Source organism: Kribbella sp. NBC_01245 (genome assembly GCF_036226525.1).
Classification (GTDB): Bacteria; Actinomycetota; Actinomycetes; order Propionibacteriales; family Kribbellaceae; genus Kribbella.
In genome coordinates this window covers 6,846,861-6,865,918 of record NZ_CP108487.1, presented here as the reverse complement: position 1 = coordinate 6,865,918, position 19,058 = coordinate 6,846,861, and the positions used below count along the sequence as shown (strand labels likewise).

Below are 19,058 nucleotides of genomic sequence, written 5' to 3'. Positions count from 1 at the left end.
GGAAATACGACACGCCGTACGGCGGCTGAGGGCAGTGCGGGGGGCTGCCCCGGAGGGCGGGGGGAGGTTAGACGGAGCGGGTTACTACTAGGTCGCAGAGGGACTCTAGGGCGGTGCGGCCGGGGGATTCGGGGAGGTTGGAGAGGAGTTTGCGGGCGTCGTCGGCGCGGCGGCGGACGTCGTTCTCGGCCTGTTCGAGCGACGGGTGGGCGCGGAGCAGGGCGAGGGTCTCGGCCAGCCGGGTGTCGTCGTTGAGGTCGGAGTCGAGCAGTTCGAGCAGGCGCGCGTCCGCCTCGACCGACGGATCCGCCGAGGCGCGGAAGATCAGCACCGGCAGGGTCGGGACGCCTTCGCGGAGATCCGTACCAGGCGTCTTGCCCGACTCCCCCGACGACATCACGTCGAGGATGTCGTCCGCCAACTGGAAGGCCTGGCCGATCTCCTCACCAAAGGCCCGCAACGTCTCCTGCACCTCAGCAGAGGCACCGGCAAACCGCGCACCAAACAACGCCGACGTCGCGATCAAAGAGCCGGTCTTGTCGGCCACGACCGACAGGTAGTGCGTGAGCGGGTCATCCCCCTCGCGCACACCAAGAGTCTCCCGGATCTGCCCCTCGACCAACCGGCCGAAAGTACGCGCCTGGATCCGAACAGCCTCCGGCCCGAGCTCCGAGACCAGGTCGGACGCACGCGCGAACAACCAGTCACCGGTCAGAATCGCGACCGAGTTATCCCACCGCGCATTCGCCGAGGAAGCACCACGTCGCAGCGCCGCCTCGTCCATCACGTCATCGTGGTACAGCGTCGCGAGATGCGTCAGCTCGACCACCACGGCCGACTCCACCACCTCAGGCGCAACCGGCGACGGCCCGAATTCGGCCGCGAGCAGCACCAGCAACGGACGGAAACGCTTGCCGCCGGCAACCATGACGTGCTGGGCGGCCTCGGTGACGAAGGGAGCCTCGGACCGGGCCGCGTCGCGCAGCGCCTGTTCGACGGTCTCCAACCCGGCACGGACCCGGGCCTCGAGCGCCGCATCGGCGACCTCGAAGCCCAGGCCCGGAACCGGCAACGGCGTACTGGTCACCGGATGAACTCACCAGCGCGTGCGGCCAGGTCGAGCACCGGGCCGGGAACCAGGCCGAGCAGCACGGTCGCCACCAGGCCGATGCCGACGGCGAGACCGGTCTGCCAACCGGGCACGGCGACATCCGGCGCGTCGGCCGGCAGGTCGGAGAAGAACATCAGCACGATCACCCGGATGTAGAAGAACGCGGCAACGAGGCTGCAGAGTACCGCGACCACCACCAGCGGCCAGGCACCACCCGTCCACGCGGCCGTGAAGACCGCCCACTTACCGGTGAAGCCCGACGTCAGCGGGATACCCGCGAAGGCCAGCAGGAAGAAGGCGAACGTCCCCGCGAGCAGCGGCGACTTCTTGCCCAGTCCGGCCCAGCGCGACAGGTGCGTCGCCTCGCCACCCGCGTCGCGGACCAGCGTGACCACGGCGAAGGCGCCGATGGTCGCGAAGCCGTACGACACGAGGTAGAACAGCACCGCCTGCATGGAGGTGATGCCCCGCGTGATGCCCGAACCCGTCTGCGCCAGCCCGACGAACGCGGTCAGCAGGAAGCCCGCGTGCGCGATCGAGGAGTAGGCCAGCATCCGCTTCACGTCGGTCTGGGTGATGGCGACGATCGAGCCGACCACCATCGTCAGGATGGCGACCACCCAGAACATCGGCGCCCAGTCCCAGCGGGTGCCACCGAGCGCGACGTAGAAGACGCGCATCAGGCCGATGATCGCGGCGATCTTCGTGCAGGAGGCCATGAACCCGGTGATCGGCGTCGGCGCACCCTGGTACACGTCCGGCGTCCACGAGTGGAACGGCACGGCACCGACCTTGAACAGCAGGCCGACCGCGATCAGGCCGGTACCGGCGAGCAGGATCGCGTCGCCACCGGTCTTCGTCGCGAGCGCGTCGGAGATACCGCCGAGCGACATCGTGCCGGCGTACCCGTAGAGCAGCGCGATGCCGTACAGCAGGAAGGCGGAGGCGAAGGCGCCGAGCAGGAAGTACTTCATCGCGGCCTCCTGCGAGATGAGCCGGCGACGACGCGCCAGACCACACAGCAGGTAGAGCGGCAGCGAGAAGACCTCGAGCGCGACGAACAGCACCAGCAGGTCGTTCGACGCGGCGAACAGCATCATGCCGCCGACCGCGAACAGCGTCAGCGGGAAGACCTCGGTGTGCTCGATCTTCGCCGCGGTGCCCTCGCGCTCAGCCTCGGACCCCGGTACGGCGGCGGCCTGGCTGGCGAAGGCGGACAGGCCACCGTCGACCGAGCGTTCCGCGAACAGCAGCAGGCTGATCAGCGTCAGCACCAGCAGGACCATCCAGGTGAAGACGGCCGGGCCGTCCACCGCGATGGAGCCCTGGGCCCCGATCAGCTTGGTCTCGTCCTTGATCAAGATGAACGTGTAGAGCGCCGCGGCCAGGATGCCCGCGATGCTCAGGATCAACTGGACCACGTGCCGCAGCGCCCTCGGCACGAAGGCCTCGACCAGTACGCCGATCGCCGCCACACCGAAGACGATCAGCAGCGGCGCGAGCTCGCTGTACTCGATCTTCGGGGCGGTGAAGCCGTCCGCCAGCGGTGCCAGCAGTGCGCTCACTTCTGTCCCTCCGTCACGGGGATCTCAGGGGCCTTGTCGGACACGCCGACATGCTCCATGGTCGCCTTCACGGCCGGCTCGATGATGTCGACGACGGGCTTCGGGTAGAAGCCGAAAGCGACGATCAGCAGGGCCAGCGGTGCGATCGCGAACACCTCACGGGCGTTCAGATCCTTGAGCTTCTCGATACCGTCCCGAACCGGACCGGTCATCAGGCGTTGGTACATGATCAGGATGTAGAGCGCGGCCAGCACGATGCCGAACACCGCGATCACCGCGATCACCTTGTGGTTGCTGAACACGCCGGCCAGCACCATGAACTCGGAGATGAACGGCGACAGGCCCGGCAGCGCGAGGCTGGACAGACCCGCGAACAGGAACGTCCCGGCCAGCACCGGCGCGACCTTCTCCACACCGCCGTAGTCGGCGATCCGGGCCGAGCCGCGGCGCGAGATCAGGTAGCCCGCGACCAGGAACAGCGCGGCCGTGGAGAGCCCGTGGTTGAACATGTACAGCGTCGAACCGACCAGGCCCTGTGAGGTGAGCGCGAAGATGCCCATCACGATGAAGCCGAAGTGCGAGATCGAGGTGTAGGCGATCAGGCGCTTGATATCGGTCTGGCCGATCGCCAGCAGCGCGCCGTACAGCACCGAGATCAGCGCGAGCACCAGCACCACCGGGGTGGCCCACTCGGACGCGTTCGGGAACAGGCCGAGGCAGAACCGCAGCATGCCGAAGGTGCCGATCTTGTCCAGGATGCCGACCAGCAGCACCGACGTACCCGGCGTCGCCTCGGCGGCGGCGTCCGGCAGCCAGGTGTGGAACGGCACCATCGGCGCCTTCACCGCGAAGGCGAAGAAGAAGCCGAGGAACAGCCAGCGCTCGGTGTTCGTGCTCAGGTCCAGCTGGGACAGGTCGCTCAGCAGGTACGACGGCTCGCCGGCGCGGGCGGACACGACGTACAGGCCGATCACCGATGCCAGCATCAGCAGACCGCCGAGCAGCGAGTAGAGCAGGAACTTCACCGCGGCGTACGACCGCTGCGCGCCGCCGAAGCCGCCGATCAGGAAGTACATCGGGATCAGCGTGGCCTCGAACAGCACGTAGAAGAGGAACACGTCGGTCGCGGCGAACACGCCGATCGACAGAGCTTCCAGGCCGAGGATCCAGGCGAAGAACGACTTCTCGCTCCAGCGACCGCCCTTCGCGTCGTTCCAGGAGGCGATCAGCACGATCGGGGTGAGCAGCGCGGTGAGCGCGATCAGCACCACGCCGACGCCGTCCAGGCCGAGCGCGTAGTGCGCGCCGAAGGCCTCGATCCAGGTGAGGTCCTCGGCGTACTTCTCCGCGCCATTGGCCCGGTACCCGACGACGATGATCGCCGTCAGGACCAGCGTCACCAGCGAGAACGCGAGTGCCAGCTGCTTGGCCAGAGTGGCCTTCGCCTTCGGCACGAGCGCTGTGGCGACGGCTCCGACCAACGGCAGGAGCAGTGTCAGGGTCAGCCAACCGATTTTCACGACAACCTCACCGCGAGGAGGGCGACGACCACGAATGCGGCGCCGAAGACCATGCTGAGAGCGTACGAACGGACGAAGCCGGTCTGGACCCGGCGCAATCGGCCGGACAGCCCACCGAAGAGTGCGGCGACACCGTTCACGGAGCCGTCCACCCCCCGGTTGTCGAACCAGACCATGGTCCGGGTGAGGTACTGGCCCGGACGCATCAGGACCGCCTCGTTCAGGGCGTCGCCGTAGAGGTCACGGCGAGCGAAGGTCGTCAGCGGCGACACCTTCACCGGCGCCTCGCGCGGGATGTCCCGGCGGTAACGCAGCACCGCGATCACGATGCCCACGGCAACGACCGAGAGCGTGATGGCGGTCATCGCCAGCGCGCTGACCGGCGGGTGGTGCTCCTCGTGCCCGACGACCGGCTCGAGCCACTCGACGATCCAGTGGCCGGCGAAGTAGAGCGCGCCGCCACCGAGCGAGAGCGCCGCGAGTACGACGAGCGGGCCCGTCATCACCGCGGGCGACTCGTGCGGGTGCACGTCCTTCTCCCAGCGCTTCTCGCCGAAGAACGTCATCAGCATCATCCGGGTCATGTAGAACGCGGTGATACCGGCACCGAGGAGGGCCGCACAACCGACCACGAAGTTGTCCGCGAACGCGGCCTCGATGATCTTGTCCTTGCTGAAGAAGCCCGAGAACGGCGGGATACCGAGAATGGCCAGGTAGCCGAAGGAGAACGTCACGAAGGTGACCTTCATGTACTTCGCCAAGCCGCCGTAGTGCCGCATGTCCACGTCGTCGTTCATCCCGTGCATGACGGAACCGGCGCCGAGGAACATGTTGGCCTTGAAGAAGCCGTGCGTGAGCAGGTGGAAGATCGCGAAGGCGTAACCCGCCGGGCCGAGACCCGCGGCGAGCATCATGTAGCCGATCTGGCTCATCGTCGAACCGGCCAGCGCCTTCTTGATGTCGTCCTTGGCGCAACCGATGATCGCACCGGTCAGGGCGGTCACCGCACCGACGATGACGACCGCGGTCGACGCCGCCTCGCTCTGCTCGAAGATCGCGTGCGAGCGGGTCACCAGGTAGACCCCGGCGGTGACCATGGTCGCCGCGTGGATCAGGGCCGAGACCGGGGTCGGGCCCTCCATCGCGTCCAGCAGCCAGGACTGCAGCGGCACCTGCGCGGACTTACCGCAGGCGGCCAGCAGCAGCATCAGGCCGACCAGCGTGGCCCACTTGTCCGACAGACCCTCGGCGCCCTCGTTCACGGTGGTGAAGGCGGAGGAGCCGAACAGCGCCCACATGCTCATCACCGCGAGGGACAGGCCGATGTCACCGACCCGGTTCACCACGAACGCCTTCTTGGCGGCGGTCGCGGCCGAGTGCTTGTGCTGCCAGAACCCGATCAGCAAGTACGACGCGAGACCCACGCCTTCCCAGCCGACGAAGACCAGCAGGTAGTCGGCGGCCAGGACCAGCAGCAGCATCGAAGCCACGAACAGGTTCAGGTAGCCGAAGAACCGGCGGCGGCGCGGGTCGTGCGCCATGTAGCCGATCGAGTAGATGTGGATCAGGCTGCCCACACCGGTGATCAGCAGCACGAAAAGAATCGACAGCTGGTCCACCAGCAGCGATACGTCCACGTGAATACTGCCGACCGAGAACCACTCGAACAGCTTGACCGTCTCGTGCCGCTCTTCGGCGCCGTGACCCTGCATCTGGAAGAAGAGCAGGACCCCACAGACGAAGGAGGCCAGCGGCGCCGCCGTACCCAGCAGGTGACCCCACTTGTCGGTGGCCTTACCACCGAGCAGCAGGACACCCGCGGAGACCAGCGGGATCGCGACCAGCAGCCACGTCAGCTCATGACTCATCGGTTAGTACCTCAGTACTTCAGCAGGTTGGCGTCGTCGACCGAGGCCGAACGACGGGTGCGGAAGATGGCCATGATGATGGCCAGCCCGATCACGACCTCGGCGGCGGCCACCACCATCACGAAGAAGGCGGCGATCTGGCCGTCGAGGTTGCCGTGCTGGCGGGCGAAGCTGACGAACGCCAGGTTCGTCGCGTTCAGCATCAGTTCCACGCACATGAACACCACGATCGCGTTCCGGCGGATCAGCACCCCGAGGGCGCCGATGCTGAACAGCAGCGCGCTCAGGACGATGTACGGCTCGGCGCTCACTGCTTGTCCCCTTCGGTGAAGCCGGTCTGGTCGGTACCGGTCAGGTCGGGCGAAACCTCGTCGCCGACATCACCAGCGACGATCTCGCGGACAGCGTCGACGTCGGCGCGCTCCTGGCTTTCGGACAACACCGTGCCACGGGATTGCAGCACCCGCGAAACCGAGGTGGGCGCGATCGAACCGTCCGGCAGCAGCGCCGGAGTGTCGACCGCGTTGTGCCGGGCCAGTACGCCGGGCGTCGGCAGCGGGCCGGGGTGCACGCCGTGTTCGGCGTACTTCCTGATCCGGTCGGCGGCCATCTCGCGCTGGGTCATCTTCTGGGTGAGGCGCTCACGGTGGGCCAGCATCATCGCGCCGAGGGCGGCGGTGATCAGCAGGGCCGAGGTGACCTCGAAGATGAAGACGTACTTGCCGAACAGCAGCTCGGCGAGGCCGTTCACGTTGCCGTCCGGCTGGGCCTGGTCCAGCCCGATCGGATCGCCGTACGTCGCGCTGCCGACTGCGAAGACCAGCAGTACGGCGAAGCCGAGGAACGCCAGACCGGCCAGCAGACGCTGACCGCGGATGGTCTCCACCAGGGAGTCCGCCGCGTCGACGCCGACCAGCATCAGCACGAACAGGAACAGCATCAGGATGGCGCCGGTGTAGACGATGATCTGCACCGCGAACAGGAACGGCGCGTCGAGAGCCGCGTACTGCATGGCCAGGCAGACCATCACCGTGGCGAGCAGCAGCGCGGAGTGCACCGCCTTGCGGACCAGGATCATGCCGATCGCGGCGAGCACCATGATCGGCGCGAGCATCCAGAAGGCGACATCGGCGCCGGTGACCAGAGCGATCACTTCTCGACACCTCCGTCGACCGGCGTGAGCGGGATGATGTTGCCGCGGTAGTAGTCCCGGTCGGTGGTGCCGGGCTGCATCGCGTGCGGCGGCTCCTCCATCCCGGGCAGCAGCGGCGCGAGCAGGTCCTTCTTCTCGTAGATGAGGGACTCGCGACTGCGATCGGCCAGCTCGTACTCGTTGGTCATCGTCAGCGCGCGGGTCGGGCAGGCCTCGATGCACAACCCGCACAGAATGCAGCGCAGGTAGTTGATCTGGTAGACCCGGCCGTAGCGCTCACCCGGGGAGAACTGCTCGCCCTCGCCGTTGTTCGCACCCTCGACGTAGATGGCGTCCGCGGGGCAGGCCCACGCGCACAGCTCACAGCCGATGCACTTCTCCAGGCCGTCCGGCCAGCGGTTCAGCTGGTGCCGGCCGTGGAACCGCGGTGCGGTCGGCTTCTTCTCGAACGGGTACTCCTCGGTGAACACACTCCGGAACATCGTCCGGAAGGTGACCCCGAATCCGGCGACCGGGTCCCAGAGGGACTCCTTCACGCTAGCCACGGTTGCCTTCCTTCGCAGTTTCGGCACCAGCAGTCGCAGTGTCAGTGATGAGTGGTGGTGGCACCGGATAGCCGCCGGCGAACGCGTCGAACTCCTCGTCCTCCACGACCACCGGTTCCGGCTCCTGCTTTTGCGGCAGGAACATCGTGATGATCGCGATCCCCGCGACGATCCCGGCGGCCACCATCAGGTAGGTCCGGTTGAACTCGACCTCGCGGCCGACCGCGCGCACGGTCGCGACTAGCACGATCCAGGCCAGCGAGATCGGGATCAGGACCTTCCAGCCCAGCTTCATGAACTGGTCGTAACGCAGTCGCGGCAGCGTTCCGCGCAACCAGATGTAGAAGAAGATGAACCCGAGCAGCTTGCCGAAGAACCAGAGCACCGGCCAGTAACCCTCGTTCGCGCCGTCCCAGATCGAGATCGGCCACGGTGCCCGCCAACCGCCGAGGAACAGCGTGGTCGCGAGCGCCGACACGGTCGCCATGTTGATGTACTCGGCGAGGAAGAACATCGCGTACTTCATCGACGAGTACTCGGTGAGGAAGCCGGCCACCAGTTCGCCCTCGGCCTCGGGCAGGTCGAACGGCGCCCGGTTCGTCTCACCGATCATCGAGATCAGGTAGATGACGAACGACGGGAACAGCAGTACGGCGTACCAGCCGGGGATCGGGATCTCCGCGCCGAACAGGTTGATCGACTGGCTCGAGCCCTGCGCGTCGACGATCTCCGAGGTGGACATCGACCCGGCGAACAGGAACACCGCGACCAGCGCGAGACCCATCGCGACCTCGTACGAGATCATCTGGGCGCTCGAGCGCAGGCCACCGAGCAGCGAGTACGTCGAGTTCGACGACCAGCCCGCGAGCACGATGCCGTAGATACCGATCGAGGCGATCGCCATCACGTACAGCACCGAGACGGGCAGGTCGGTGATCTGCAGCCGGGTGTAGGTGTCGGTGAACGGGATCTTCACCGTCGGCCCGAACGGGATCACCGCGAACGTCATGAACGCGGGGATCGAGACGATCACCGGCGCCGCGATGTAGACGAACTTGTCCACACCCTTCGGCGTCAGGTCCTCCTTGAACATCAGCTTCATACCGTCGGCGAGCGACTGCAGCAGACCGAACGGCCCGTGCACGTTGGGGCCGACGCGGTGCTGCATCCGGGCCACGACACGACGCTCGAACCAGATGTTGAACAGCGTGAAGACGACCAGGAAGATGAAGACCAGCAGCACCTTCAGCCCGACGACCCACCACGGGTCGGAGCCGAACCCCACCTGCGGGGTGTCGGCGAGCGGGATCAGACTCATGCGTTCCCTCCGGCGATGGTGACGATCGAGCCGTGGTCGGCGTGCAGTGCGCGCCGGACGTGTGAACCGGCCGAGTTCGCCGGCAGCCAGACGACGTTGTCGGCCATCGCGGTGATGACCACGGGCAGCCGGATCGAGCCGGAGGCCGTGCTGACCACGAGCTCGTCGCCGTCGGTCACGCCGACGCGGTGAGCCGTCGTCAGCGAGACGCGGGCGACGGCCTTGCGCGCGGTGGCGACCAGGTACGGCTCGCCGTCGTTGCTGCGGCTGTCGTCGATCAGCATCCGCCAGGTGGCGAGGCGGGTGGAGTCGAACGCCCCCTGCCCCGGCGCCGCGTGGTACGTCGGCTCGGCGGCGCGGGCGCCATCCCAGCGGCCCAGCTCGTCGAGCTCACGCTTGGCCCCGGCCGGGGTGCTGAAGCCGAGCGGCGTGTCCAGCTCGTTGGCCAGGGCGGCCAGCGCGCGGACATCCGGCATCGCGGTCGGCACCTCGAGCACGACCGGAAACGGCCGCTCGCGACCTTCCCAGTTCACGAAGGTGCCCGACTTCTCGGCGGGCGGCACAACCGGGAACACAACGTCGGCGTATTCGGTTACCTGAGAGGTGCGGACCTCGAAGCTGACCACGAACGGCGCGGCCTCGAGTGCGGCCAACGCGACCTCGGGGTTCGGCAGGTCGTCGATCTCGACACCACCGACGACCAGCGCGCCAAGGGATCCGGCGCTCTCCAGTACGGCGTTGAGGTCGCGACCGGACGAGGACGGCAGACCGTCCACACCCCATGCGGCTTGCAGGTCGACCCGGGCGGCGGCGTCGCTGACCTGGCGCCCACCGGGCAGCAGGTTCGGCAGGCAGCCGGCCTCGACCGCACCCCGATCACCCGCACGACGTGGGATCCAGGCGATCTCGGCACCCGTGTCGAGCGCGAGCCGCAGGGCCGCCGACAGCGCACCAGGCACGGTCGCGAGGCGCTCGCCGACGATGATGACCGAACCGGCGCCGAGGGCCGCGCGAGCTTCCGCGGCGATCGGGCCGGCGGCGTTCAGGTCGCTCAGTACGGCGGCCTCGCTGCCCGGCGCGGTCTGGATGACCTGGCCGTTGAGCTTCTCGACACCACGCGATCCGTACGCCGCGATCGTGAAGACCTTGGTCCCGGCGGCGCGAACGCCCTTGCGCAGGCGCAGGAAGACCGAAGGCGCTTCCTCCTCCGGCTCGAACCCGGCCAGCAGCACGCTGCCCGCCCGCTCCAGATCGCCGTACGTCGCACCAAGCCCTGTCCCGGCCACGACGGCGGCGAGGAACTCGGCCTCCTCCGTGGAGTGCGGGCGGGCCCGGAAGTCGATGTCGTTCGTACCCAGCGCGACGCGGGCGAACTTCGAGTACGCGTAGGCGTCCTCGAGGGTCAGCCGGCCACCGGTCAGCACGGCCGCATTGCCCTTGGCCTTTGCGAGGCCTTCAGCGGCGATGGTGAGCGCCTCGGGCCAGGACGCGGGCCGGAGCTCGCCGTCCTCGCGGACCATCGGGTGCGTCAGCCGGTCGCCGGTCGTCGCGTAGTTGAACGCGAACCGGTCCCGGTCGGAGATCCACTCTTCGTTGACCTCGGCGTCGTCCCCGGCCAGGCGGCGCATGACCTTGCCGCGACGGTGGTCGGCCCGGATCGCCGCGCCACCCGAGTCGTGCTCGGCCACGGTCGGCACCGACACGAGGTCGAACGGCCGGGAGCGGAACCGGTACGCCGCGCTGGTGAGCGCGCCGACCGGGCAGATCTGGATCGTGTTACCGGAGAAGTAGCTCTCGAAGGGCTCCTTCTCGTAGATGCCGACCTGCTGCAGCGCGCCTCGCTCGATCAGCGCGATGAACGGGTCACCGGCGATCTGCTCGGAGAAGCGGGTGCAGCGGGCGCAGAGCACGCAGCGTTCGCGGTCCAGCAGCACCTCGGCCGAGATGTTGATCGGCTTCGGGAAGGTCCGCTTGACCTCGGTGAACCGGCTCTCGCCGCGCCCGTTGGTCATCGCCTGGTTCTGCAGCGGGCACTCGCCGCCCTTGTCGCAGACCGGGCAGTCCAGCGGGTGGTTGATCAGCAGGAACTCCATGTTCCCGTGCTGCGCCTTGTCGGCCACCGGCGAGGACACCTGCGTGCGGATGACCATGCCGTCGGCAACAGTCAGCGTGCAGGAGGCCTGCGGCTTCGGCATCCCGCGACCGTTGCCGGCGTCAACGACCTCGATGAGGCACTGACGGCAGGCGCCGACCGGGTCCAGCAGCGGGTGGTCGCAGAACCGCGGGATCTGGATCCCGATCTGCTCCGCGGCCCGGATCGCCAGGGTGTTCTTCGGGACCTTGACCTCGACATCGTCGATGGTCACCGTCACCAGGTCGGTCTTCTCGACCGCTCCGGCGTTCGCTTGGATGGTCATACCGTCGCTCCCGCAGTGGCGAACAGGGTGGAGGCCATCGGGTCGAACGGGCAGCCACCGTGCTTGAAGTGGGCGATGTACTCGTCCTTGAAGTACTGGATCGAGCTGGAGATCGGGCTGGTCGCGCCGTCACCGAGGGCGCAGAACGAGCGGCCCAGGATGTTCTCGCACAGGTCCAGCAGGGTGTCGAGGTCTTCCTCGCTGCCCTTACCCGCCTCGAGCCGCTCCAGGATCTGGACCAGCCACCAGGTGCCCTCGCGGCACGGGGTGCACTTACCGCAGGACTCGTGCTTGTAGAACTCGGTCCAGCGCAACACCGCCCGGACCACACAGGTGGTCTCGTCGAAGATCTGCAACGCCTTCGTGCCCAGCATCGAACCGACGCCGGCCACACCTTCGTAGTCCAGCGGTACGTCGAGGTGCTCGGCCGTCAGCAACGGCGTGGACGAACCACCGGGGGTCCAGAACTTCAGCTGGTGCCCGTTCCGCACGCCGCCGGCCAGGTCGAGCAGCTCCCGCAAGGTGATGCCGAGCGGAGCCTCGTACTGACCCGGACGGGTGACGTGCCCGGACAGCGAGTACAGCGTCATGCCCTTGGACTTCTCGGTGCCCATCGAGGCGAACCAGTCCGGGCCGTTGGCGATGATCGCCGGGACCGACGCGATCGACTCGACGTTGTTGATCACCGTCGGGCAGCCGTACAGACCGGCGACCGCGGGGAACGGCGGGCGCAGCCGCGGTTGACCGCGACGGCCTTCGAGCGAGTCGAGCAGAGCCGTCTCCTCGCCGCAGATGTAGGCGCCCGCACCGGCGTGCACCACCACGTCGAGGTCGTAACCGCTGCCCTGGATGTTGGTACCGATGTAGCCGGCGGCCTTGGCTTCCGCGACGGCCTGCTGCAAGCGTCGTACGACGTGCAGGACCTCACCGCGGACGTAGATGAAGGCAACGCTCGCGCGGATCGCGTAGGACGAGATGATGACGCCCTCGACCAGCGTGTGCGGCGAGGCCAGCATCAACGGGATGTCCTTGCAGGTGCCCGGCTCGGACTCGTCCGCGTTGACCACCAGGTACTTCGGCTTCGGGTTGTCCTGCGGGATGAAGGACCACTTCAAACCCGTCGGGAAGCCCGCGCCGCCACGGCCGCGCAGACCGGAGTCCTTCACCGCGGTGACGACGTCGGCCGGCTGCATGGTCAGCGCACGCTTGAGCGCGCTGTACCCGCCGGAGCGTTCGTACGAGCCGATCTGCCAGGCACGAACCTGGTCCCAGTTGTTCGACAGCACCGGGGTCAGAGGAGCCACGTAGGACATCAGTCTTCCTTCCGCGTGTCGTCGGTGTGCACGGCCTGCGACTCACGGCCCGGCTGGTCTTCCGGCCGGGGACCGGGCGCGCTCTGGGTGGGAGCCGTACCGCTGGCCTGGCTCCCGGGAGCGGTCCAGTTGCGCTCGCGGGCCAGCCGGAGACCGGCCAGCGTCGCCTTGCCACCGGTCGGGCCCTCGTCGGCGCGGCCGTCGGGGAAACCGGCCAGCACGCGCTCGGCTTCCTTCCAGGTGCAGATGGTGGCGCCACGCGGCGACTTCACCTCGGTACCCGTGCGCAGGTCGTCCACCAGCTGGGTGGCCGACTCCGGCGTCATGTCGTCGAAGAACTCCCAGTTCACCATCATCACCGGCGCGTAGTCGCAAGCGGCGTTGCACTCGAGGTGCTCGAGGGTGATCTTGCCGTCCTCGGTGGTCTCGTCGTTGCCGACGTCGAGGTGGTCCTTCAGGCGCTCGAAGATCAGGTCGCCACCCATCACCGCGCACAGCGTGTTCGTGCAGACGCCGACGTGGTAGTCGCCGACCGGACGACGCTTGTACATGGTGTAGAAGGTCGCGACCGCCGACACCTCGGCACCGGTCAACCCGAGCACCTCGGCGCAGGCCTCGATGCCCTCGGGGGTGACGCGACCCTCGACCGACTGCACCAGGTGCAGCATCGGCAGCAGCGCCGACCGGCCGACCGGGTAACGCGCCGCCAGCTCCCGCATCTCGGCGATCGTGGTCTCACCGATCTTCGAGTCACCGGTGCTGTACGGCACGGTCTTGTTGGTCGATGTGCTCTCAGCCATCAGCGGTCCACTCCACCCATCACCGGGTCAAGGCTGGCGACGGCGACGATCACGTCGGCGACCTGGCCGCCCTCGCACATGATCGGCATCGCCTGCAGATTACAGAAGGACGGGTCGCGGAAATGCGCCCGGAACGGTTTGGTGCCACCGTCCGACACCACGTGCGCGCCGAGCTCACCGCGAGGCGACTCGATCGCGACGTAGGCCTGGCCGGCCGGGACCCGGAAGCCCTCGGTGACCAGCTTGAAGTGATGGATCAACGCCTCCATCGACTCGCCCATGATGTGCTTGATGTGGTCGAGCGAGTTGCCCATACCGTCGTTGCCGACGGCGAGCTGGCTCGGCCAGCCGATCTTCTTGTCGGCCACCATCACCGGGTCGCCGTCCATCTTGGCCAGCCGGTCGGCGCACTGCTCGACGATCTTCAGCGACTCGTGCATCTCGTCCAGGCGGATCCGGAACCGGCCGTAGGCGTCCGCGGTGTCGCGGACCGGTACGTCGAAGTCGTACGTCTCGTACCCGCAGTACGGCTGGGTCTTGCGCAGGTCGTAGCCGTAGCCGGCCGAGCGCAGCACCGGACCGGAGATACCGAGTGCCATGCACCCGGTCAGGTCCAGGTGGCCGACGCCGCCCAGCCGGGCCTTGAAGATCGGGTTCGCGTTGCAGAGCTCGGCGTACTCGGGCAGGTGCTTCTGCATCCACTTGATGTAGTCGCGGATCTTGTCCAGGGCGCCCGGGGGCAGGTCCTGGGCGACACCGCCGGGCCGGATGAACGCGTGGTTCATCCGCAGGCCGGTGATCAACTCGAACAGGTCGAGCGTCATCTCCCGCTCGCGGAAGCCGATCGTCATCACGGTCAGCGCGCCGATCTCCATACCGCCGGTGGCGATGCAGACCAGGTGGCTCGAGATCCGGTTCAGCTCCATCAGGAGCACCCGCATCACGTTCGCCTTCTCCGGGATCTGGTCCTCGATGCCGAGCAGCCGCTCGACCGCGAGGCAGTACGCCGTCTCGTTGTAGAACGGCGACAGGTAGTCCATCCGGGTGACGAACGTGGTGCCCTGGGTCCAGGACCGGAACTCCATGTTCTTCTCGATACCGGTGTGCAGGTAGCCGATGCCGCAGCGGGCCTCGGTGACCGTCTCACCCTCGATCTCGAGAATGAGCCGGAGCACGCCGTGCGTGGACGGGTGCTGCGGGCCCATGTTGACGACGATGCGCTCTTCGGACTCGTCGCCGATACCGGCGACGACCGAGTCCCAGTCCTGACCGGTGACGGTGAAGACCTTGCCTTCGGTGGTGTTCCGGGCGGTTGAGGGCGCAGCGTAGGGATCCGTTGTACTCATTAGTTGTACGACCTCCGCGTGTCGGGCGGCGGGATGACGGCGCCCTTGTACTCGACGTCGATGCCGCCGAGCGGGTAGTCCTTGCGCTGCGGGTGTCCCGGCCAGTCGTCCGGCATCTGGATCCGGGTCAGCGCCGGGTGTCCGTCGAAGATGATGCCGAAGAAGTCGAACGTCTCACGTTCGTGCCAGTCGTTGGCGGGGTAGACACTCACCACGGACGGGATGTGCGGGTCGGCGTCCGGGCAGGACACCTCCAGCCGGATCCGCCGGTTGTGCGTCATCGAGAGCAGGTGGTAGACGGCGTGCAGCTCGCGACCGGTCTCGTTCGGGTAGTGCACACCGCTGACGCCCGAGCAGAACTCGAACCGCAGTCCCGCGTCGTCGCGGATGTGCTGGGCGACCTCGAGCAGACGCTCGCGCTTGACGTGAATGGTCAGCTCGCCACGATCGGCGACGACCTTCTCGATCGCGTCGTCGCCGGCCAGGTTCTCCAGCCGCTCGGCCACCTCGTCGAACCAGCCGCCGTACGGCTTGACCGATCCGCCGGGCAGCGCGACCTGGCGGCGCAGGCCACCGAAACCGGAGGTGTCACCAGTACCGCGGACACCGAACATGCCTTCGCGCTGGTCGACGATCTCCGGGTGGCCCGGGGTCTGCGCGTCACTGCCGGCCGACGTGGCCGGCAGGTTCTCTGGTTGGGTAGAACTCATCGACGTCCTCGCTTCGCTCCGGGCGCCGATGAGGCACAAGTCGCGCTGTACTTGATTGTTCGCTCGCGCAGCTCGCTCACCGGAGCAGACCCTTCATCTCGAGCGTCGGGGCCGCGGCCAGCGCGGTCTTCTCCTGCTCGGCGGCGAGCGCCTTCGCGTTGGACCCGAGCTTCGCCTGCTGGATGTCCTCGTGCAGTTTGAGGAACGCGTCGAGCAACATCTCCGGCCGCGGCGGACAGCCCGGCAGGTACATGTCGACGGGCACGACGTGATCCACGCCCTGCACGATGGCGTAGTTGTTGAACATGCCGCCGGAGGACGCGCACACGCCCATCGCCAGCACCCACTTCGGGTTCGGCATCTGGTCGTAGATCTGGCGCAGCACGGGGGCCATCTTCTGGCTGACCCGGCCGGCCACGATCATCAGATCGGCCTGGCGCGGCGACGCCCGGAAGACCTCCATGCCGAAGCGCGCCGCGTCGTACCGCGGGGCTCCGGTGGTCATCATCTCGATCGCGCAGCAGGCCAGCCCGAAGGTGGCCGGCCACAGCGAGGCCTTCCGCATGTAGCCGGCCAGCCCCTCGACCGTGCTCAGCAGTACGCCGGCGGGCAGTTGTTCCTCAACACCCATGACTCAGTCCCATTCCAGTCCGCCGCGGCGCCAGACATAGGCGTACGCGATGAACACGGTTGCGATGAAGAGCACCATCTCGACCAGACCGAACAGCGCCATCGAGTCGAACGCGACGGCCCACGGGTACAGAAAGATGATCTCGATGTCGAAGATGATGAACAGCATCGCGGTGATGTAGTACTTCACCGGGAAGCGGCCACCGCCGACGGGCTGCGGGGTCGGCTCGATGCCGCACTCATAGGAGTCGAGCTTGGCCCGGTTGTAGCGCTTCGGGCCGACAACTGCGCTCGTCACCAAGGTGCCGGCCACGAAGATCGTAGCCAGGATTCCGAGGATGAGAATCGGTACGTAAGGGTGCATCGTGTCCGTGCTCCCTCCTTCTGCGTCCGTACTGCCGGATCGGTGCCTTGTCTACTGCCTTCTACTGCCGACGGGACAAGTTGTTACCAGTCCCGCTGTGGTGTTGCTCACCCGCCCCACCGTTTGCGCGGATGGGCTTCGTTGTGTCACGCCTGTCTCAGGCGGCCGGGGCCACCTTTGTCAGACCGTTGATGATCTTGTCCATCACGTCACCGTCACGGGGGTCCGTGAGGTTCGCGAGGAGTTTGAGGGTGAACTTCATCAGCGTGGTGCGCGGCAGACCGTACTTCGTGCACAGCCGCATCACCTCCGGATTTCCGATCAGCTTCACGAAGACCCGGCCGAGCGTGTAGTAGCCGCCGTACTCCTGCTTGAGTGCCTTCGGGTACGCCGACAGGGCGCGCTCGCGCTGACCGGGCAGGCGCCGCAGAGCCTGGGCCGCGACCTCGGCCGCGAACGCGCCGGACTCCATCGCGTACGGAATGCCCTCGCCGTTGAACGGGTTGACCATGCCGCCGGCGTCACCGAGCAGCATCAGGCCGCGGGTGTAGTGCGGCTGCCGGTTGAAGCCCATCGGCAGCGCGGCACCCCGGATCGGGATGGTCTGGAACTCGTCGCGGAACTGCCACTCTTCCGGGGTGTGCTTCAGCCACTGCTTGAGCAGGTCGCTGTAGTCCACCTTGCCGAAGGCGTCCGAGGTGTTCAGGATGCCGAGGCCGACGTTCACCGTGCCGTCGCCCATGCCGAAGATCCAGCCGTAGCCCGGCAGCAGGTTGCGACCGCCCGGCTGCTTGGGGTCATCGGCCCACAGCTCCAGCCAGGACTCGAGGTAGTCGTCGTCGTGGCGCGGGCTGGTGAAGTAGGTGCGGACGGCAACACCCATCGGGCGGTCGTCGCGCTTGTGGATGCCCATGCCGATGCTGAGGCGAGAGGAGTTGCCGTCGGCGGCCATCACCAGCGGCGCGCGGAACTCGATGTCGTCGCCGGCCCGGCGGCCGTTGTCGTCGACCGGCTTCGCGACCACGCCGATGATGTGACCTTTGGCGTCCAGGATCGGGCCGGTGACGTTGGTCCGCTCGCGCAGCTTCGCGCCGGCCTTCACGGCCTGCCGCGCGAGCAGGTCGTCGAAGTCCATCCGGTTCCGGGTCAGGCCGTAGTTCGGGTGGCTGGACAGCTCGGGCCAGTCCAGCTGCAGGACATGCCCGGCACCCTGGATGCGGAGACCGTAGTTCTGGATCCAGCCGGCCTCGGGCGAGATGTCGATGCCCATGTTGATCAGCTGTTTCGTACCGCGCGGGGTGAGGCCGTCGCCGCACACCTTCTCGCGCGGGAACGCGGTCTTCTCCAGCAGCAGTACGTCGAGGCCGGCATTCGCCAGGTGGTACGCCGCGGAGGAGCCCGCAGGCCCCGCGCCGACAACGATCACATCTGCGGTATCGGCCTGTTGCCGACCCGTGGTCGACGCGATCTGGCTCATCTCATCCCGGCCTGGCTGGTAGCGGGTCGATCTCTGACGGTTGTCCCGGGAGTAGTGCGGAACTCCTCGTGAACTGATTCACGAACCCAGGACACGGGACAGTCTAGGACTCGTCAACGATCCTGAAAAACCGGCCCGGATCCCTTTACCAGCAGACGATTTACGCAAGATGCGCGGTTCGTAAATCGCTTTCCCACCAGTGGTGTCAGTGGTCTGGTTTTGTCAGGCTGATTTGCGGGCGCGGTGGATGGCTACGACGCCGCCGGTCAGGTTGCGCCATTGGACATCGGCCCAGCCACTCGCCTCGATCGTCTTGGCGAGCGTGGCCTGATCCGGCCACGCGCGAACCGACTCGGCGAGGTAGATGTAGCCCTCGGGATTCGTCGCGACCGCCTTCGCCAAGGTGGTCACCCCGCGCATCATGTACTCGAGGTAGGCCACCCGGAACGGCTTCCAGGTCGGGTGTGAGTTCTCCAGTACGACGAGCCGGCCGCCGGGCTTGGTCACGCGCAGCATCTCGGCCAGCGCCACCTTGACGTCGTTCACGTTGCGCAGCGCCCACGAGATCGTCACGCAGTCGAACGACTCGTCCGCGAACGGCAGGTGCAACGCGTCACCCGCGATGAAGTCCAGATCCGGAAACATCCGCCGCCCGACCCGGAGCATGCCGATCGAGAAGTCGCACGACACGACTTCGGCGCCGGCCTCGCGCAGCTTGACGCTCGACGAGCCGGTACCGGCGGCGAGGTCGAGGATGCGGTCGCCCTTGCGCGGGTCGATCGCGGCCAGCGTCTGCGGGCGCCAGTGGTACTTCTCCAGGCCGAGAGTGGCGACCGCGTTGGTGCGGTCGTATCCCTCGGCGAGGTCGTCGAACATGGCCGCAACGGCCTCGGGCTGCTTGCTCAGATCGGCTCGGCTCAC

General features: G+C 67.4%; 17 protein-coding genes. All 17 read right to left on the bottom strand.

Annotated features, from left to right (window positions below; genetic code table 11):
• Nucleotides 1-67: 67 nt before the first annotated feature.
• The 17 genes from OG394_RS31285 to OG394_RS31205 all read right to left on the bottom strand — a co-directional run bounded on the left by OG394_RS31285 (nt 68) and on the right by OG394_RS31205 (nt 19,058).
• Nucleotides 68-1,087, bottom strand: coding sequence for a polyprenyl synthetase family protein (locus tag OG394_RS31285; protein ID WP_328990762.1), 1,020 nt, complete (start codon nt 1,085-1,087; stop codon nt 68-70).
• Nucleotides 1,084-2,676 (bottom strand): NADH-quinone oxidoreductase subunit NuoN, encoded by a 1,593-nt coding sequence (gene nuoN / locus OG394_RS31280; RefSeq protein ID WP_328990761.1) that lies wholly within the window; start codon nt 2,674-2,676, stop codon nt 1,084-1,086. The genes OG394_RS31285 and nuoN overlap by 4 nt, the downstream gene beginning before the upstream one ends.
• The gene (locus OG394_RS31275; RefSeq protein WP_328990760.1) at nt 2,673-4,196 is read right to left on the bottom strand and encodes an NADH-quinone oxidoreductase subunit M; all 1,524 of its coding nucleotides are present in this window, start codon (nt 4,194-4,196) and stop codon (nt 2,673-2,675) included. The genes nuoN and OG394_RS31275 overlap by 4 nt, the downstream gene beginning before the upstream one ends.
• A complete protein-coding gene (nuoL, locus tag OG394_RS31270) occupies nt 4,193-6,064 on the bottom strand; it encodes an NADH-quinone oxidoreductase subunit L (protein ID WP_328990759.1) in 1,872 nt (623 codons plus the stop codon). The genes OG394_RS31275 and nuoL overlap by 4 nt, the downstream gene beginning before the upstream one ends.
• Nucleotides 6,065-6,075: 11 nt before the next feature.
• On the bottom strand, nt 6,076-6,375 hold the full coding sequence (gene nuoK, locus OG394_RS31265) for an NADH-quinone oxidoreductase subunit NuoK (RefSeq protein ID WP_328990758.1): 300 nt from the start codon (nt 6,373-6,375) through the stop codon (nt 6,076-6,078).
• Nucleotides 6,372-7,178: an NADH-quinone oxidoreductase subunit J gene (locus OG394_RS31260; RefSeq protein WP_442914314.1), complete on the bottom strand. Its 807-nt coding sequence runs from the start codon at nt 7,176-7,178 to the stop codon at nt 6,372-6,374. Before OG394_RS31260 ends, nuoK begins: the two co-directional genes overlap by 4 nt.
• Nucleotides 7,179-7,213: 35 nt before the next feature.
• Nucleotides 7,214-7,762, bottom strand: a complete 549-nt coding sequence (gene nuoI / locus OG394_RS31255; protein WP_328990756.1) for an NADH-quinone oxidoreductase subunit NuoI — start codon at nt 7,760-7,762, stop codon at nt 7,214-7,216.
• Entirely contained in the window at nt 7,755-9,080 is a 1,326-nt protein-coding gene (gene nuoH / locus OG394_RS31250; RefSeq protein ID WP_328990755.1) for an NADH-quinone oxidoreductase subunit NuoH, read from the bottom strand. Before nuoH ends, nuoI begins: the two co-directional genes overlap by 8 nt.
• Nucleotides 9,077-11,497, bottom strand: a complete 2,421-nt coding sequence (locus tag OG394_RS31245; RefSeq protein WP_328990754.1) for an NADH-quinone oxidoreductase subunit G — start codon at nt 11,495-11,497, stop codon at nt 9,077-9,079. Before OG394_RS31245 ends, nuoH begins: the two co-directional genes overlap by 4 nt.
• Nucleotides 11,494-12,810, bottom strand: a complete 1,317-nt coding sequence (gene nuoF, locus OG394_RS31240; RefSeq protein ID WP_328990753.1) for an NADH-quinone oxidoreductase subunit NuoF — start codon at nt 12,808-12,810, stop codon at nt 11,494-11,496. The genes OG394_RS31245 and nuoF overlap by 4 nt, the downstream gene beginning before the upstream one ends.
• Nucleotides 12,810-13,610: an NADH-quinone oxidoreductase subunit NuoE gene (nuoE, locus tag OG394_RS31235; protein WP_328990752.1), complete on the bottom strand. Its 801-nt coding sequence runs from the start codon at nt 13,608-13,610 to the stop codon at nt 12,810-12,812. The genes nuoF and nuoE overlap by 1 nt, the downstream gene beginning before the upstream one ends.
• A complete protein-coding gene (locus OG394_RS31230) occupies nt 13,610-14,956 on the bottom strand; it encodes an NADH-quinone oxidoreductase subunit D (protein ID WP_328990751.1) in 1,347 nt (448 codons plus the stop codon). The genes nuoE and OG394_RS31230 overlap by 1 nt, the downstream gene beginning before the upstream one ends.
• Nucleotides 14,956-15,666, bottom strand: coding sequence for an NADH-quinone oxidoreductase subunit C (locus OG394_RS31225; RefSeq protein WP_328990750.1), 711 nt, complete (start codon nt 15,664-15,666; stop codon nt 14,956-14,958). Before OG394_RS31225 ends, OG394_RS31230 begins: the two co-directional genes overlap by 1 nt.
• A 76-nt stretch (nt 15,667-15,742) precedes the next feature.
• Entirely contained in the window at nt 15,743-16,297 is a 555-nt protein-coding gene (locus OG394_RS31220; protein ID WP_328990749.1) for a NuoB/complex I 20 kDa subunit family protein, read from the bottom strand.
• A 3-nt stretch (nt 16,298-16,300) separates the two neighbouring features.
• Nucleotides 16,301-16,660, bottom strand: a complete 360-nt coding sequence (locus OG394_RS31215) for an NADH-quinone oxidoreductase subunit A (protein WP_328990748.1) — start codon at nt 16,658-16,660, stop codon at nt 16,301-16,303.
• A gap of 157 nt (nt 16,661-16,817) precedes the next feature.
• Nucleotides 16,818-18,137, bottom strand: a complete 1,320-nt coding sequence (locus tag OG394_RS31210; protein WP_328990747.1) for a geranylgeranyl reductase family protein — start codon at nt 18,135-18,137, stop codon at nt 16,818-16,820.
• A gap of 222 nt (nt 18,138-18,359) precedes the next feature.
• Entirely contained in the window at nt 18,360-19,058 is a 699-nt protein-coding gene (locus OG394_RS31205) for a demethylmenaquinone methyltransferase (protein ID WP_328990746.1), read from the bottom strand.